The sequence below is a fragment of the Clostridium sp. YIM B02500 genome (genome assembly GCF_022324665.1).
Lineage (GTDB): Bacteria > Bacillota > Clostridia > Clostridiales > Clostridiaceae > Clostridium > Clostridium beijerinckii.
This window is the reverse complement of the sequence record NZ_JAKGTE010000004.1, coordinates 52,089-68,702: the sequence shown is the minus strand read 5'-3', so window position 1 is coordinate 68,702 and position 16,614 is coordinate 52,089. Positions and strand designations below refer to the sequence as shown.

Annotated in this window: 15 protein-coding genes, 1 pseudogene and 1 other annotated feature; all 16 genes and pseudogenes read right to left on the bottom strand. The window is 30.8% G+C overall.

Features of this window, described 5'->3' with window-relative positions:
• Positions 1-143: 143 nt before the first annotated feature.
• Complete coding sequence (locus tag L1S46_RS04355) at positions 144-1,016, bottom strand: radical SAM protein (RefSeq protein WP_238899298.1); 873 nt, start codon at positions 1,014-1,016, stop codon at positions 144-146.
• 137 nt (positions 1,017-1,153) lie between these two features.
• The gene (locus L1S46_RS04350; RefSeq protein ID WP_017212482.1) at positions 1,154-1,501 is read right to left on the bottom strand and encodes a NifB/NifX family molybdenum-iron cluster-binding protein; all 348 of its coding nucleotides are present in this window, start codon (positions 1,499-1,501) and stop codon (positions 1,154-1,156) included.
• 13 nt (positions 1,502-1,514) lie between these two features.
• On the bottom strand, positions 1,515-2,360 hold the full coding sequence (locus tag L1S46_RS04345; protein ID WP_238899297.1) for a MetQ/NlpA family ABC transporter substrate-binding protein: 846 nt from the start codon (positions 2,358-2,360) through the stop codon (positions 1,515-1,517).
• A 16-nt stretch (positions 2,361-2,376) separates the two neighbouring features.
• Positions 2,377-3,045 carry a methionine ABC transporter permease gene (locus tag L1S46_RS04340; RefSeq protein ID WP_041894100.1) on the bottom strand — a complete coding sequence of 223 codons (669 nt, stop codon included), beginning with the start codon at positions 3,043-3,045 and terminating at the stop codon, positions 2,377-2,379.
• Complete coding sequence (locus tag L1S46_RS04335) at positions 3,042-3,821, bottom strand: ATP-binding cassette domain-containing protein (protein WP_039773286.1); 780 nt, start codon at positions 3,819-3,821, stop codon at positions 3,042-3,044. The genes L1S46_RS04340 and L1S46_RS04335 overlap by 4 nt, the downstream gene beginning before the upstream one ends.
• A gap of 77 nt (positions 3,822-3,898) precedes the next feature.
• On the bottom strand, positions 3,899-4,753 hold the full coding sequence (gene nifH, locus L1S46_RS04330) for a nitrogenase iron protein (protein WP_238899296.1): 855 nt from the start codon (positions 4,751-4,753) through the stop codon (positions 3,899-3,901).
• Between the two features lie 184 nt (positions 4,754-4,937).
• Positions 4,938-5,069 (bottom strand): annotated as a pseudogene (locus L1S46_RS04325) (PLP-dependent transferase); the annotation flags it as partial.
• A gap of 349 nt (positions 5,070-5,418) precedes the next feature.
• On the bottom strand, positions 5,419-6,741 hold the full coding sequence (locus tag L1S46_RS04320; RefSeq protein WP_238899295.1) for a nitrogenase component 1: 1,323 nt from the start codon (positions 6,739-6,741) through the stop codon (positions 5,419-5,421).
• Positions 6,725-8,206, bottom strand: coding sequence for a nitrogenase component 1 (locus tag L1S46_RS04315; protein ID WP_238899294.1), 1,482 nt, complete (start codon positions 8,204-8,206; stop codon positions 6,725-6,727). The genes L1S46_RS04320 and L1S46_RS04315 overlap by 17 nt, the downstream gene beginning before the upstream one ends.
• 289 nt (positions 8,207-8,495) lie before the next feature.
• Positions 8,496-8,648 (bottom strand): YezD family protein, encoded by a 153-nt coding sequence (locus L1S46_RS04310; protein ID WP_023973655.1) that lies wholly within the window; start codon positions 8,646-8,648, stop codon positions 8,496-8,498.
• Positions 8,649-8,769: 121 nt separating this feature from the next.
• Positions 8,770-9,008: a binding site (T-box leader), on the bottom strand.
• Positions 9,009-9,241: 233 nt separating this feature from the next.
• The gene (secG, locus tag L1S46_RS04305) at positions 9,242-9,475 is read right to left on the bottom strand and encodes a preprotein translocase subunit SecG (protein ID WP_017212495.1); all 234 of its coding nucleotides are present in this window, start codon (positions 9,473-9,475) and stop codon (positions 9,242-9,244) included.
• Between the two features lie 220 nt (positions 9,476-9,695).
• Positions 9,696-10,988: a phosphopyruvate hydratase gene (eno, locus tag L1S46_RS04300; RefSeq protein WP_011967950.1), complete on the bottom strand. Its 1,293-nt coding sequence runs from the start codon at positions 10,986-10,988 to the stop codon at positions 9,696-9,698.
• A 387-nt stretch (positions 10,989-11,375) separates the two neighbouring features.
• On the bottom strand, positions 11,376-11,981 hold the full coding sequence (locus tag L1S46_RS04295) for a hypothetical protein (protein ID WP_011967949.1): 606 nt from the start codon (positions 11,979-11,981) through the stop codon (positions 11,376-11,378).
• A 379-nt stretch (positions 11,982-12,360) separates the two neighbouring features.
• Complete coding sequence (gpmI, locus tag L1S46_RS04290; RefSeq protein WP_238899293.1) at positions 12,361-13,899, bottom strand: 2,3-bisphosphoglycerate-independent phosphoglycerate mutase; 1,539 nt, start codon at positions 13,897-13,899, stop codon at positions 12,361-12,363.
• Between the two features lie 329 nt (positions 13,900-14,228).
• The gene (gene tpiA, locus L1S46_RS04285; protein ID WP_238899292.1) at positions 14,229-14,975 is read right to left on the bottom strand and encodes a triose-phosphate isomerase; all 747 of its coding nucleotides are present in this window, start codon (positions 14,973-14,975) and stop codon (positions 14,229-14,231) included.
• Positions 14,976-15,409: 434 nt separating this feature from the next.
• Positions 15,410-16,585 (bottom strand): phosphoglycerate kinase, encoded by a 1,176-nt coding sequence (locus tag L1S46_RS04280; RefSeq protein ID WP_238899291.1) that lies wholly within the window; start codon positions 16,583-16,585, stop codon positions 15,410-15,412.
• Between the last annotated feature and the right edge of the window lie 29 nt (positions 16,586-16,614).

The window sequence follows — 16,614 nt, the reverse complement described above, 5'->3', positions numbered from 1 at the left end:
TATATTACTCATATTATTCTTATTTGTTTACTGTGTTTTAGGATAAATAAAATATTTATATTTTATTTATCCTAACGATTGTCATTATGAATACTTAATAATTTTTTAATACTTGTTTCTATTCATATTAATCAACTAATTTCCTATCCATGAGAGAAAGTTTCAACAACTTCTTTATCATATAATTGACCATGTATATCTTGATTTTTACCTGGAACTCCACAGGCATCAGCTCTGCAATGTTTGCAGTGCCTAAATACATCAAGATACTCACCTGCTTCTCCTCTACATTTATCAAGCATTAGGCATGATGGCGCTTCAAGATGAGAAAGTTCGTTTTGTGGTATTAGTGGAATTATATTTAATATTGATGCTCCTAACCCCTTAGTTACTTTAGCTATCTCCTTGATATGTCTATCATTAATTCCTGGTATTAAGACACTATTTATTTTTACTATAACTCCTAATTCGCTAATCTTTTTAATACCTCTAAGTTGTGCATTTATTAACTTCTTTGCACCTTCTTCCCCTTCTAGTCTTTTACCATCTTCATCAATTACAAAAGAACATATATCTTTTTGAATCTTTGGATCAATGGCATTAACAGTAACAGTTATTGTCTCAACCCCAGCTTCAACAATCTTTTCAGCCTTTTCTTCCAATCTTAATCCATTGGTACTTAAGCAGTTAATAAGATGAGGAAATTCTTTTTTTACTAATTTAAAAGTCTCAAGAGCATGATCAGTTGCAAGCGTATCTCCTGGACCTGCAATCCCTACAACACTAATTTCTGGACATAACATTAATGCTTTCCTAACAGTTTTTACAGCCTCTTCTGGAGTAAGTAGTAATGAACTTACACCTGGACGCACTTCTGATTTATTAAATCCCCTTCTGCAAAACTTACATTGTATGTTACATGAGGGACTCACTGGTAAGTGTATCCTCCCATATTTAAAATGCGCCTCCCCACCTAGGCACGGATGAGTTTTTACAAGGTGGTTAAAATTCCCCATATAGTTCACTTCCTTTATTCTAACTTTGATCAAAATTTATTCACTATCCAAAGTTTATTTTTATAATCTAAGTCCTAATTTAATTGAATTCTTTAAATACTATTTACTTACTTGAATCATACTTATAACTTAGATTATTAATATAAATCTAAAATATTTACTTTTGAATTTAGCACTTTTTTTAGTATATCTTCTATAAAATAAGGTGCCTCAATTCCTTTTATTCCTTTCGACTCAACCTCAGCTAAGGCTCCTTGTCCAATTCTCGCTACAAAGACTGCTTTACAATCAGATATTAATTCAATAGATTTACTTAAAGCATCCTCAGTGTGCTGAAATTCTTGGCACGATGGCTCATTAAATCTTGTCTCTACATACTTATATTCTTTATCATCCACTTCAACAATTAAGAATTGCTTTGTTCTTCCAAAATGTTGATTTACAACTTTTCCATCACTGCTTGCAAATGCTATTTTGTATGACATATCTTCCTCCTCTTTAAAATGCTGGAACTACCGCAGACCCATATTTTTCTTTAATAAAGTTTTTAACATCATCTGTAGTTAGGGCTGAAACAAGTGCCTTGATTTCTTTTCTATCTTTATCTCCTTTTCTAATCGTAATTACATTTGCGTAAGGAGAATCTCCATCTTCCCTAAGAATTGCTGTATTTGGATCAATTTTAGCATCTAAAATTATATTAGTATTTATTACTGCTCCCGCTAAATCTCCAAGAGACCTAGGTAATTGTGCTACATCTGCCTCTACAAATTGAAGATGTTTAGGATTTTCAGCTATATCATTTGGTGTCGCAGAATAATTTTCTAATCCACTTTTTAGTTTAATTAGTCCATTTTTTTCAAGAAGAACTAAAGCTCTATATTCATTGGAAGGGTTGTTAGGTATACCTATCTTATCCCCATCTTGTAAATCATTTATTGATTTAAGTTTATTAGAATATAATCCTATGGGCTCAACGTGTATTTTTCCTGCCACTTCAAAGTCGTATCCTTTTTCTTTTGATACAGACTCTAAGTAAGGAACATGTTGAAAATAATTTGCATCAATTTGCTTTTCATCCAATGCCGGATTTAGCTGGCCTTCATCATCAAGGGTCACTATTTCTAAGTTAATACCTTGTTCCTTCAGTTTTGGCTTAATATGCTCTAATATCTCAGCATGCGGTGTTAATGCTGCACCTACTTTTAAAGTCACTTCGCTCTTTTCAGTTGTTGTTGATGCACTTGTAGCTTTGCTTGTATCTTCTTTGTTAGCTGAGCATCCAGCAAATACTCCTACTAAAAGTAATCCACTTGTAATTATTGATAATAATTTTTTCTTCAATTTAATCCCTCCATATTTATTCAAACTTAAATCTCTTCTTATTAATTGACTTTGCGATGAGATCTCCAATAAGCTGTATAGCTTGTACTATAATAACTAGAATAACCACAGTCCCTATAAGTACATCTGTACGAAATCTTTGGTAGCCAAATCTTATAGCTAAACTTCCAAGTCCGCCAGCACCAATTGCACCTGCTATAGCTGTAAAGCCTATTATTCCTATAATTGCTATAGTTATTCCTCTTACAATTGAAGGAAGAGCTTCTGGAAGCAGAACTTTTTTTATTATATCAATAGGAGTTGCGCCCATTGATTCTGCAGCTTCTATTTTTCCAAATCCAACTTCCTTTAAGCTGTTTTCAATTATTCTCGCAATAAATGGAGCTGAACCTATTGAAATAGATACTATTGCTGCATTTGCACCTAATGTTGTCCCAACAATAAATTTTGATAATGGCAATAATATAATTATTAATATTATTTCAGGCGTGGATCTTATTACATTAATTAAGAAACCAGCGATTTTGTTAACTTTATATAAAGGAAAAATTCCGCCTTTATCCGTAACAACCAATAATACTCCAATTGGCACACCTATCAAAAAGGCTACTATGGATGAAAGCAATACCATATATAAAGTTTCCTCTGTTCCAACTAAAAGCAATTTAACTAAATCATTGCTCATATTCCTTCCCCCCCTGAAAATTTCCTATTATTTTGAAATCCTTCTGTTATTGTTATAAATTTCTTTAAAGTATCACTTTTAGGATTTAAAAATAAGTTTTCTGTATTTCCCTCTTCTACTATATGACCATCTTCTAAAACTACCATATTATTAGTGCAATACCTTAACACATCTAGTTCGTGTGTTATTATCACTATTGTTAAGCTTAACCTTTGGTTTATATTTTTCAAAAGTTCTAAAATTGAAAAGGTGGTTTGTGGATCTAAAGCAGAAGTTGCTTCATCACTTAAAAGTACATCCGGATCATTAGCCAAAGCTCTTGCAATACCAACCCTTTGTTTTTGCCCTCCACTTAGTTGAAGTGGATATGAATCCCTTTTTTCTGACAATTCAACTAATTCCAATATCTCTTCAACTCTTCTCTTTATTGCCTCTTTCTTATATCCTGAAATTTCTAATGGAAATGCAATATTTTCATAAACAGTTTTTGAATCAAATAAATTAAATTGTTGAAATATCATACCTATTTTTTTTCTAGCACTTCTTAATTCTTTTCCATTTAACTTAGTTATCTCATTTTCTCCAATGATTATATTACCAGAATCGGGTTTTTCAAGGCCATTTAAACAACGTATTAATGTCGATTTACCTGCGCCGCTAAAACCAATTACTCCAAATATATCCCCTCGCGCTATTTCTAGGCTTATATCTCTCAATACCTCAACTTTTCCTGTTGGAGTATTAAATGTTTTACTTATATTCTTAACAGTTATCATAAAATTACCTCCCATTACCTCGAATAGTGATGTTTTAAGTCTTCCTATTCCTTATAGTATGTCTAAAGGATTTTAAACTAAATTATATAATCCTCATCTAAATCCACTAATCCATATTCTATTAAAATTTCTTCGAGTCTGTCTTGAGTCATTGGTTTTGGAATTACAAATAAATCATTTTCTTCTATCTTTCTAGCTAATTCTCTGTATTCATCAGCCTGTTTATCTTCTGGGTTAAACTCTATGACAGTCTTTTTTCTTATTTCAGCTCTCTGAACAACATTATTTCTTGGTACAAAATGAATTAATTGTGTTCCAAGTTCCTTTGCAAAAGCTTTTAACAGGTCAAGCTCTCTATCAACATTTCTGCTATTACATATTATTCCTCCAAGTCTAACTCCACCTTTTAGCGCATACTTTTGAATTCCTTTGGAGATGTTATTTGCAGCATATAATGCCATCATTTCACCGCTTGCAACTATATATATCTCTTTTGCTTTACCTTCTCTTATAGGCATTGCAAAACCTCCACATACAACATCCCCAAGAACGTCGTAAAATACATAATCTAAATCTTCAGTGTAGGCTCCTAACCTTTCAAGCATTCCAATAGAGGTTATAATTCCTCTTCCTGCGCATCCAACTCCAGGCTCTGGGCCTCCAGATTCAACGCATTTTATACCTTTAAAGCCTGTCTTCATAATGGCTTCAAGCTCTATATCTTCTCCTTCTTCTCTCAAAGTATCTAAAACAGTTCTTTGAGCTAGTCCCCCCAATAATAATCTTGTTGAATCTGCTTTAGGATCGCAACCAACTACCATTACATTTTTCCCAAGCTCTGCAAGCCCTGCTGTTAAATTTTGAGTAGTTGTTGATTTTCCTATTCCCCCCTTACCGTAAATTGCCACTTGTCTTAAAGTTTTTTCTGCCATTGCTATATTCTCCTTTTTTATAAATTATTAAAACTTATCGGCATATAAAAATATGAATTCTTTTAATTGGTCATTTCTCTATTTTAATATACCTAAAGTATTTTTAAACTTTCCCTATAATTAGCTTAAAGCTTCCTTAAAAGCTTGTCTTAAATCATTAATTAAATCTTCAGAATCCTCAAGGCCAATTGAATTTACCACTATCAACTATCACTCCTGCAATCACGTTTCCATGGCCACTTAGGACTTTTGTTGCTGAGTATATTACTATATCTGCTCCATATTTAATAGGATTAAATAGATATGGTGTTGCATATATCGGTACTGATGCAGCATCATTATGTTCCTTTGGATTGTATCCTCCTCTAACTTTAATAGTATCGAACTTGTAATTACTCATCTTTCTCCCTCCAAATTTATCAATTATTGATGTTAATTTGCATTAATAATTCTTATAAAAACGCTCATATTTAAAACCTCTATAAATCCATATAATCCCTTTTATCTTTTATATTTAGTTGGCTTAAATCCATCTCAAACCCGCTATTTATCTATAAATATTTATATATTTTTATATTTAAATTCTTATCTAGATACATATTTAAATAGTTAAATTTTTTTCTATTTAACTATATACATATTTAAACTCTTACATATTTTCATATTTATCTATAGGTGTTTAGCACTCTATCATATATATCCTCAATTGCTCTAAGCCCCCCATTGTATCCTGCGTAACCACAATTTAATATAAGTCTATATGTTACTGGCACACTAGTGATAAGCAAATCTGCATTTAATTTTGCCGCTAAATCTCTATCCCAGCCGCTTCCAAGTATTAAAGCCCTGCCTTCTTGAAAATCTTTTTCCTTTTCTATTTCCAATTGAACTGCGCCAGCATCTACATTAAATTCAACTTCTGCTGATCTATACTCAGATATGCTTTCAAATTCTTTTATTATAGATTCTTTATATTGCTCTGGGGTATCATCAATAATAAATTGCTTTCCTGGAAGTATTCCAAGTTCATTTAATAGGAATTTAGAAAATCCTAATGAATACGATGCATCTAAAATGCTGTAGAATTTTCTAGGCAAACCATATCTAAACTCAAGCATAAAGTCCGCAGTTTTTTCTATATGAAAATAAAATTTTTCTTCTTCTTTCTTTATAAAATTCTCAACCTTATTCTTATCTAAATCTGCAAATTCACCAACTTGCCTTAAAAATTTCGATGTAGCAATTGCTCCTATTGGTAAGTATGGAAAATGCACGTATGGTGTTTTATATTTATTTTTTAGATGTTCTGCAATATTTAATCCTACCCATGAACTTGCAACTATATTAAACTCTGCATTAGGTATTGTCTTCCATTCTTCAATACCATTAGATTCATTTCCAAAAAGTATATTTACTTCTAAACCAATACCTTCAAGAACTCTTTTTATTTCTTCTAAATTTCCACTCCAATATGGATCTTGATAAGGTACTGTTACAAATACATTTACGAGCCCCTTTTTTACTCCATTGCTATTTTTGAATTTATCTACATATTGATCTATTATTGCATTGACAACTTCACTATGACTTACGTAATTATTGCTTTTAAATCCACCTGTCTCTACATATACAATAGGTTTGTTTCCTTCTTGATATTTTGACGTAACACTTCCTACATCATCTCCAACAATATCTGATGTGCAGCCAGTAAGTACCACATACAAATCAGCATCAATTACTTGAAAGGCTCCATTAATAACATCTTTAAGTTTTCGTTCCCCTCCAAACACTACATCAGCTTCCGAAGCATTAGTACATGGAATCGTGTTACCTCCAGCATAGCCTTCACCTTGTCCTATCAAAGAACTAATTTTATTACTGCATCCTGGTCCAGAATGTAGTATAGGAACTCCTCGTTTTATGGCTATTACTGTTTGCTGTGCTCCTAAAGCACAGGAAAATCTAGGTTGTTCAATAATTTTCGACACTACTATTACCTCCTAAGAAAGTAAATGGATCTTGATCTAGCCACCATTTTGTATAAGGCATAGTACTATGCTTGGCTAAATTACTTACAAATTCTCTATTATCAAGGGTTTCAACTATTCTTGAAGCATAATTTAAAACTCCCTGATATCCAAAACCAAATTGCTCATCCCCAATTAATAAAGTTGGTATTCCAAGCTTTGCCCCCCACATAGTCATTCCACCATGTCTTGCAATCATAAGATCTGGTTTTACTCTGTTTAATATATTAACCAATTCATAGGCTTGTTTATTACAAACATTGTAGTGCTTGATATCACCATAAATATTGACTGTTTGAGCTAAAGCATCCGAAGTTTTATCTTTATTGTCATATAGAGGATCATGATGAAATATTGCTGCCCCTTGAACATTTAACCCAAGCTCTCTAAGCATTGCTATTATTGCATGGCCATGAGCCGCTCCCGCTGTTACATATGCTGTCTTCCCTTTTAGTTTGTATCTATATTCTTCAAGTTTAGGTAGTACCCTTTCATGCTCTTCTTTTATAATTTCTTCAATTTCTTCCTCTTTGCCTAATACTCTACCAATCTCTCTCATCCATATATCTGTTCCTTCTATACCATAGGCTGGTGGAGACTTTATTTCTTTGACTCCATATTCTTGTTCTAAAGCTGCCCCTAAATAAGTGCTAAGGGATGGGCATATATGGATTGTTGCTGCTGCCTCTGAAATATACTCAAGTTCTGCAACCGTTGAAAATGGTACAATATATTGTGCTTCATAACCCAATCTATTTAAAAATTCATCAAAAATATGACTTCCCCAGAAATTAGCTACATTGATTTTATTTGTTTTCTTTCTAGGCGGCTTTACTAACTTTCTTAAAATTGAGTGATAAGCAGCATCAAAGCCTGTTGTCCATATTTTAGATCTAAACCCTTCACAAGAACATGATATAACTGGTATACCTAGCTCTTTTGACAAATTTTCAGTTATCGCATCTACATCCTCACCTATGATCCCAGATGCACAAGAAGTTGTAACAAAGATTGCATTAGGTTTGGTTCTTTTATATGCTTCTCTTACGGTATCCTCTAATTTCTTAGCTGCACCGAAAACAGTATCTTTTTCTTCAATGCAGGTACTAAAATATCTTCCTATTGTAGCCGGAAGCTCTCTTTTCATCTGTTCGACTCTATAAGTAAAATTAAATCCAAAGAAATCACCTGCGCATCCTATAGGTGCATGATTAACAACAACTGCATCTCTTATCATAGATAATTGACAAAAAGCATGACCTGCGTTACATCCCATACATTGAGAAAATTTTCTTGAACTATCTTTCAATTTTCCCGCATGAGCACATGTGACAAGTTCCTTGGCTGATCCATTAAAGCCAGTAATTGAACCTAACCTTGTCTCCCTTATAGTCACTGAACATTCTTTTAAATTAATTGTTCCCATAATTACGACTTTCCTCCTTAAATTATTTAGAATAATATTTTTCTTAAAAAAGAAAAGAGGACATACTTCTATTAATTAGAAGTATGTCCTCTAGCTTTCCAGTCAGACTTACTTAAATATTATTCTTTTCCATATCCTCTTATTCATATAAGATTGCTGTGTTTTTATATAATATATTCCCTAAATTCAAATTTGTCAATCTCTTTTTTGAGTTTATTATGCTTAAAGCTCTCATTAATATTTATACTCATAATATATAATCATACTTCTCTAGATGCTAACTAAAATACTATCTCATTCTTATTTTTTCGTTCTTGTCCACCTGTATTACTACTCCATCCTGTATTATTAACGTTATTGATCCAAATCTTATTTTTTCAACCATCTTTAGTATTTCCTCTAGTTTTTTATTTTCCATAATTTCTTTACTATTAATATCCATATAATCCCCTCCACAATTTGATATATACAAATTATCTATATATAATTATTTACAAATCATATATTTCCCCAGAAATTTGGCATATAAATTTCTCCTAAAAAAATAAACTACCTCTGCAAAAAACAGAGGCAGAAAATTTCCGCGGTTCCACTCTGATTGTTATTCTTAATGCTTAAATGCATTTTTATTCAACAACATCTTTATGTGCTATATCAGGCACACCTGCTAAGCCTACTTTTAACTTCAACTTAGTGCTCCAGGATGCATTCAACTAGGTTCAATTTAGAATTCCTCACAGCCTTTTGAGAATTCCTCTCTAAAAACTTCCACTAACTTACTTGTTCCCTTCATAGCATTAATCTTTTATAATTATATTAATATTTATTCATATTATTCCTATTAAATTACTACGATTTATTTTTATTTAATTATATTCCATATAGTTGCAATTAGTCAATACGTTTTATATACCACTTTATTAACCATTTGACTAAATTTATTATTTTATGATGATAATAAGTTTCTATGATTATATGGACATCCTAAAATTTAAAAATAAAAAAAAGCTACCTAAGTAAAGTAGCTTATAGTTATTATTTTATTAAATTTAATAAAACTGTATTAATTGCAAACAACGCCATAAAAATAACTGTTAATCTCACAAGAATTACTTCTTTAGTTCTCGATTTATTTTTTGCAAAGAATGTATCTTTTGTGCTTCCTTGTATTAAACCACTTAACGCATCAGCTTTACTAGGTTGCATATAAACAGTTATAATAGTAGCTAAGCCTAATATTCCTTCAAAAATTAATAATATATTTTGCATAGGTAACACCTCCTATAATGATCAATAACATACGTTTAATAATATCACATTTATTTACTTATTACAACTTATGTAATAAAAATTACATTAAGATCAAATTATTTAGAATTTAGAAAAAAGTTATAAGAACTATATTCCTATAACTTTTCCTAATAAACTTTATTATGATTTATCCTTAAGCAAAATTACTTCTTACTTAAAAATTATCTTTAATAATAATTTATTTTATATTAAAGAAAGCTTTTCTGCCTCTGTACTCAGCAACATCATTTAACTCTTCTTCAATTCTTAACAATTGATTATACTTAGCAACTCTTTCTGATCTAGCTGGTGCTCCAGTCTTTATTTGACCTGCATTTACAGCTACAACTAAGTCAGCTATAGTTGTATCTTCTGTTTCTCCTGATCTATGAGAAACAACTGCTGTATATCCAGCTCTATTTGCCATTTCTATAGCATTTAATGTCTCTGTTAATGTACCTATTTGATTTAGCTTAATAAGAATTGAATTAGCTACACCAAGATCAATACCTTTTTCAAGTCTTTCTGTATTAGTAACAAATAAATCATCACCAACTAATTGAACTTTCTTTCCTAATCTTTCAGTTATAAGCTTCCAACCTTCCCAATCTTCTTCTGCCATACCATCTTCAATTGAGATAATTGGATATTTATTAACCCAATCTTCAAAGAAATCAACCATCTCTGCTGATGTTAATGTTCTTCCTTCATGTTCTAATACGTATTTACCATCTTTATAATATTCTGATGAAGCAGCATCAATTGCTATAAAGATTTCTTCTCCAGCCTTATATCCAGCTTTTCCTATTGCTTCAATTATTACATCAAGAGCTTCTTGATTTGATTTTAAGTTTGGTGCAAATCCACCTTCATCACCAATACCTGTTGAATAACCTTTATCATTTAAAATTTTCTTTAATGTGTGATAAACTTCAGCACACATTCTTAACGCTTCACTAAATGTAGGTGCTCCTGCTGGCATGATCATAAATTCTTGTAAATCTACAGAGTTATCAGCATGTGATCCACCATTTAATATGTTCATCATAGGGACTGGCAATACTTTTGAATTAACTCCACCGATATATCTATATAAAGGCATATCTAATGAATTTGCAGCTGCATTTGCAACAGCTAATGAAACTCCTAATATAGCATTAGCACCAAGCTTACTCTTATTGTTTGTTCCATCTAATTCAATTAGCATTTTATCAATGTAAGTTTGTTCAAACACATTGCATCCAATTAATTCTTCTGCAATAATTTCATTTACATTTCTAATTGCATTTAAAACACCTTTTCCTAAAAATTTATCTTTATCACCATCTCTTAATTCTACTGCTTCATACATTCCTGTTGAAGCTCCTGATGGAACTGCTGCTCTTCCAATTGTTCCATCTTCTAAATATATTTCTACCTCTACTGTTGGGAAACATCTTGAGTCTAAAATTTGTCTTGCAACTACATCTACAATTTCTAAATAATCTTTCATTTAATATTACCTCCTCATTTTTATAATTGTATTGAGAATTCTTATCAATATAATTATAATACATAATTTACTAAATAAAAAGCTTTTTATTTCATTTACCATAATATTATTGGTAAAATAATTTAGGAATATTCATATTATTTTTTATGTAAATATAAAACTGACTTATATGGTTTAATTAGATCAAAAGTCAAACTTACATAACATAATTTATTTGTTTAATTTATACAATTCTTCTTAACATATTAGCCGATATAATCTTTTATATAAATTCCATTAGAGATTTACTCAAAATGATACTAATGCCATAAAATTTATAAGTGTTTTACTTAAAACTCATTACATAAATATTCATTTTGAGTTATCTTCTCCTATATCTTTATATATTTAATCATCATCTAATATCGATAAATTTTTTGCCCCACAATATCTTCTAAATTTTAATTCCCATGATGCAGCTTTCTTTGCGTCTATTTTCTTTATACATTCAAAAAATTCATCCAATACACCAACTTTGCATAATCCCTTCATTAAGTGTCTTGGATAATCAACCTTTCTACTGTACGCCTTTTTAGGATCTATTATCATAAGTTTTTCATCCTCTGAGACATAAACATCTTTACATCTGATATCTAATTTTTTAAATTTAAGTCTCTTGAATTCTAATAATAATTCATATATGTTTCTAACTAATCTTTCACTTAACCCATTCTCCTTTATATGCTTATCAAGCCTTATTCCATCCACAAGATCCCTTATCACATAGAATTTTCCTCTCTTATACATATAGGGAAAGTATTTCGACCCATTAGTTTTAGCAAGAATACTGCCCTCATCATTACATACCTTTTTCCTCAGAAATATTTTGATAGCTTTTTTATTTGGCAACTCATAAACCACACCATTGTTTCCCTCACCTAGATACTTAGCCTCTCTAAATAATTTTTCTGTATACTCATCAAAATCAGCAGAATATGCAAAATTCTTTTTCATATTATCAATCCTAAATCTTTTTTACTAATATATTAATTTTATGCTTATTTTATGCAATTCTGAGTAAATCCTTCTTTAAAATCTTATTTTTCTTCCCTTATTTAAGTAGATTTGTACTTAGTCATATATATGTTTAAATTCACAATTACTGATAAAATTCTTGAAACATTTTCAGAATTATCATAAAGAATTATTTTTGCAATATATATAATAAGTTTTAATTAATGAAGTTTATAATTTAGTGTATATAACATTGGCTTTTTTTAATTACAACTCAAATTTTAATAAAGAAACTTTAATAAATTATATTTTTTCTAAAATAAAAAACTGCCTGAAATAATTTAAAAATTATTTCAAGCAGCTTTTTTATTAATTAAAATTACTTGTTTACTATTAGATTTTCTCCAGTCATTTCTGTAGGAACTTCAAGTCCTAATTGAACTAACATTGTTGGAGCAATATCAGCAAGTTTTCCGTTGCTTAATTTCTTACCTTCAGTATCATTTGCAACCCAAACAAATGGTACTTCATGTGTAGTATGCGCTGTATATGGGTTTCCTGTTGAAAAATCTATCATAGTTTCAGCATTACCATGATCCGCAGTGATAAATAAGCATCCATTCTTTTCTAAAATTTTATCTGCAATCTTTCCTACACATTCGTCAACTGCTTCGATTGCTTTAACTGCAGCCTCAACAACTCCTGTATGACCTACCATATCTGGATTAGCAAAATTTAGAATTACCATATCATACTTATCGCTATCTAATCTATCTATTAATTCATCTGTTACTTCATATGCACTCATTTCTGGTTTTAAATCATAAGTTGCAACCTTTGGTGAAGGTATAACTTTTCTGTCTTCACCTGGATTTTCTTTCTCTACTCCACCGTTAAAGAAGAAAGTAACGTGAGCATATTTCTCAGTTTCTGCTATTCTTAATTGATTTAAGCCCTTATTACTTACATATTCTCCAAGAGTATTACTTAAAGTTTGAGGAGTATATGCAACATTTACTCTTTCTAGAGTCTTATCATATTGAGTCATTGTTACAAAAGTAAGATCTAGAGTTTCTCTCTTGAATCCTGCAAATTCTCTATCATTAATAGCTCTAGTTATTTCTCTTGCTCTATCTGGTCTAAAGTTAAAGAATATAACTGAATCTCCATTTTTAATATTTGCAGTTGGATTACCATTTTCAGTTACAACTGTTGGTAATACAAATTCATCAGTTTTATTATCATGATATGATTTTTCTATAGCTTCAGTTGCACTACTTGCAGTTTCACCTTTTCCTAAAACTAAAGCATTATATGCAAGCTCAACTCTTTCCCATCTATTATCTCTATCCATTGCATAGTATCTACCACTTACAGTTGCAATCTTACCTACCCCTACTTCGGCCATCATCTTTTCAGTTTTTTCAATGAATTCTTGTCCTGATGAAGGTGGAACATCTCTTCCATCCATAAATGCATGAACATAAACATTTTGAACTTCTTCTTTCTTAGCAAATTCTAAAAGACCTCTTAAATGTTCTATATGTGAATGAACTCCACCATCTGATAATAACCCCATTAAATGTAAAGACGATCCTGTCTTTTTAGCATTAGTCATAGCTAATTTTAATGATTCGTTCTCAAAAAAATCTCCATCTGCTATTGCTTTTGTAATTCTTGTTAATTCTTGGTATACTATTCTACCAGATCCAATATTTAAGTGACCAACTTCTGAATTACCCATTTGACCTTCTGGTAATCCAACAGCTAAACCACTAGCTTGTAATTGTGAAGTAGGGTATTTTTCGAATAGTTTATCTAAATTTGGCTTTTTCGCTAAAGTTACAGCATTTCCTTCTGATTTTGGCGCAATCCCAAAACCATCTAATATCATTAACATAACAGGTTTTTTTGACATTTCCTATCCCTCCAAATATTTTCACAAAATATACTATAAAATTCTTAGATTTCTTTATTAAATTAATATCTGTAAGTTAACTAAATAAATTTATTTGTTAGAAATATATAATATTAAATATTATCATTTATTATGTTTTACATACTATTAATATCTTAAATTATATTATTTTTTTACACTTAATGCAACTTTATAAAGATTTAAAGTAAATTTATGTTATTATAATATAAATGTTTTATGAATTACTTTAATATCAAATTATTATTTACTTAAAAAAAGCTGTCTTAGTGCGATTTTCGTCATTCTAAGACAGCTTAAAAAATTTAATACTAATAATTAACTATTGCAGCGAAATCAGCTGGAACTAAGCTAGCTCCACCAACTAATGCTCCGTCTATATCAGACATTTCCATTTGTGCTTTTATTGTATTTGGTTTAACTGATCCACCGTATTGAATTCTTGTTTTTTCAGCCGATTCTGATCCATACATTTCAGCAACCATAGCTCTTATAGCCTTGATTGTTTCATTTGCTTGTTCATCAGTAGCAGTTTTTCCTGTTCCAATTGCCCAGATTGGTTCGTAAGCAATAACAAGTTTTTCTACTTGTTCATTAGTTAATCCAGCTATATCAGCTTTTATTTGAGCTTCAATAACTTTATTAGTAGTTCCGTTTTCTCTTTGTTCTAAAGATTCTCCACAACAAAGTATTGGAGTAATATTATGTTCGAAAGCTTTCTTAACTTTTTTGTTTAATGCTTCATCAGTTTCATTGAAGTATTCTCTTCTTTCACTATGACCTAAAACAACATAATCTATTCCCATAGCTTCAAGCATTCCTGGAGCAACTTCTCCTGTGAAAGCTCCACTTTCTTCAAAATGCATGTTTTGTGCAGCAACCTTTATATTTGAACCAGCTACAGCCTTTTTAACAGCATCTAAACATACAAATGTAGGACATACAACTACATCACATGTAGCATCTTTAACTAATAGCTTTAATTCTTCTACCATTTTAACTGCTTCATCAATAGTTTTATTCATTTTCCAGTTTCCTGCGATAATTGCTTTTCTCATTCCACTCACCTCATAATTTTTTTATTAATGAAACTTATAAATTGTCTTAATTATATTATGAATCTATATAAGCTTAAGGAAAGTGATCAAATTTCCTTAAGCTTATTATATATCTACAAAAATTACAAACTAAATATTTAAGAATGGCTCCTTGGCCTTGGACCCACCAAATCCCGTCGAATTTGCTTCCTAAAAAATAGCTTATTACTTTTTTTGAATATATATTCCCTAACTATTCAAATATCTTACTTAACCATCTAGCATCTTCAAAAATCTATTACTTAAATATAAGAGATATGTTTACACTCTTGTGGATAAGTTCAACTTAAATTCATTAGGGGGCAATCACTACCTATCAAGTTTCACTATATAATCTAACTAAACTTATAAACTTCTTTTGAAAATATTATTTATTCAAAACCAATTATTTAAAATTAGTCGTTTAATGCAGCGATTCCTGGTAATACTTTACCTTCTAAGAATTCTAATGATGCTCCACCACCTGTTGAAATGTGAGTCATCTTATCTCCAAATCCTAAAATATTAACAGCAGCAGCTGAATCTCCACCACCAATTATAGTAGTAGCATCTGCATCAGCCATAGCCTTAGCTACTGCAATTGTTCCTTTATTATAGTTTTCGAATTCAAATACACCCATTGGTCCATTCCAAATTACAGTCTTAGCATCTTTAATTGCATCAGCATATAAAGTTTCTGTCTTTGGTCCAATATCTAATCCCATGTTTCCTACTGGAATATTTTGATCTTCAGTAATTGTAGCTTCTACATCTTTAAATTCTGCAGCAACTCTGTGATCTACTGGTAATAAGAATTTAACTCCTTTTTCAGCAGCCTTAGCAACCATTTCTTTAGCATATTCAAGTCTATCTTCTTCAACTAATGAAGTTCCGATTTCATATCCTTGAGCTTTTAAGAATGTATAAGCCATTCCTCCACCGATAATAATTGTGTTAACTTTATCTAAAAGATTGTTTATAACAGCGATTTTATCAGAAACTTTAGCTCCACCTAAGATAGCAACGAATGGTCTTACTGGACTTTCAACTGCATTTCCTAAGAATTTTAATTCTTTTTGGATTAAGTATCCACATACAGCTGTATCTAAGTAATCAGTTACACCAACAGTTGAACAGTGAGCTCTATGAGCTGTTCCAAATGCGTCATTAACAAATACATCAGCTAATGAAGCTAATTCTTTAGAGAATTCTGGAATGTTCTTAGTTTCTTCTTTTCTGCATCTTGTGTTTTCTAATAAAACGATGTCTCCATCTTTCATTTCTGAAACTGCTTTTTTAGCGTTTTCGCCAACAACTTCTTCATCTCTAGCAAAAATAACTTCTTTCCCTAGCATTTCGCTTAATCTTGTAGCTACTGGTGCTAATGATTTTGAAGCATCTTTTCCTAAATGTGAACAAAGAATAACCTTTGCACCTTTTTCTACTAAATATTTAATAGTTGGAAGAGCTCCTACCAATCTATTTTCATCAGTTATAACTCCATCTTTAAGTGGTACGTTAAAGTCACATCTTACTAGTACTTTTTTTCCACTCACTTCAATATCTTCAATTGTTTTCTTATTGAAATTCATTTATTTTCACCTCTGATATTTATTTTATT

Bases quoted from the DNA above. Each gene is read 5' to 3' on its own strand.
- L1S46_RS04355 (WP_238899298.1), bottom strand. From the start codon at position 1,016: ATGGGGAATTTTAACCACCTTGTAAAAACTCATCCGTGCCTAGGTGGG.
- L1S46_RS04350 (WP_017212482.1), bottom strand. From the start codon at position 1,501: ATGTCATACAAAATAGCATTTGCAAGCAGTGATGGAAAAGTTGTAAAT.
- L1S46_RS04340 (WP_041894100.1), bottom strand. From the start codon at position 3,045: ATGAGCAATGATTTAGTTAAATTGCTTTTAGTTGGAACAGAGGAAACT.
- L1S46_RS04335 (WP_039773286.1), bottom strand. From the start codon at position 3,821: ATGATAACTGTTAAGAATATAAGTAAAACATTTAATACTCCAACAGGA.
- nifH (WP_238899296.1), bottom strand. From the start codon at position 4,753: ATGGCAGAAAAAACTTTAAGACAAGTGGCAATTTACGGTAAGGGGGGA.
- L1S46_RS04315 (WP_238899294.1), bottom strand. From the start codon at position 8,206: ATGGGAACAATTAATTTAAAAGAATGTTCAGTGACTATAAGGGAGACA.
- L1S46_RS04310 (WP_023973655.1), bottom strand. From the start codon at position 8,648: ATGGATATTAATAGTAAAGAAATTATGGAAAATAAAAAACTAGAGGAA.
- secG (WP_017212495.1), bottom strand. From the start codon at position 9,475: ATGCAAAATATATTATTAATTTTTGAAGGAATATTAGGCTTAGCTACT.
- eno (WP_011967950.1), bottom strand. From the start codon at position 10,988: ATGAAAGATTATTTAGAAATTGTAGATGTAGTTGCAAGACAAATTTTA.
- L1S46_RS04295 (WP_011967949.1), bottom strand. From the start codon at position 11,981: ATGAAAAAGAATTTTGCATATTCTGCTGATTTTGATGAGTATACAGAA.
- gpmI (WP_238899293.1), bottom strand. From the start codon at position 13,899: ATGTCAAAAAAACCTGTTATGTTAATGATATTAGATGGTTTTGGGATT.
- tpiA (WP_238899292.1), bottom strand. From the start codon at position 14,975: ATGAGAAAAGCAATTATCGCAGGAAACTGGAAAATGAATAAAACTATT.
- L1S46_RS04280 (WP_238899291.1), bottom strand. From the start codon at position 16,585: ATGAATTTCAATAAGAAAACAATTGAAGATATTGAAGTGAGTGGAAAA.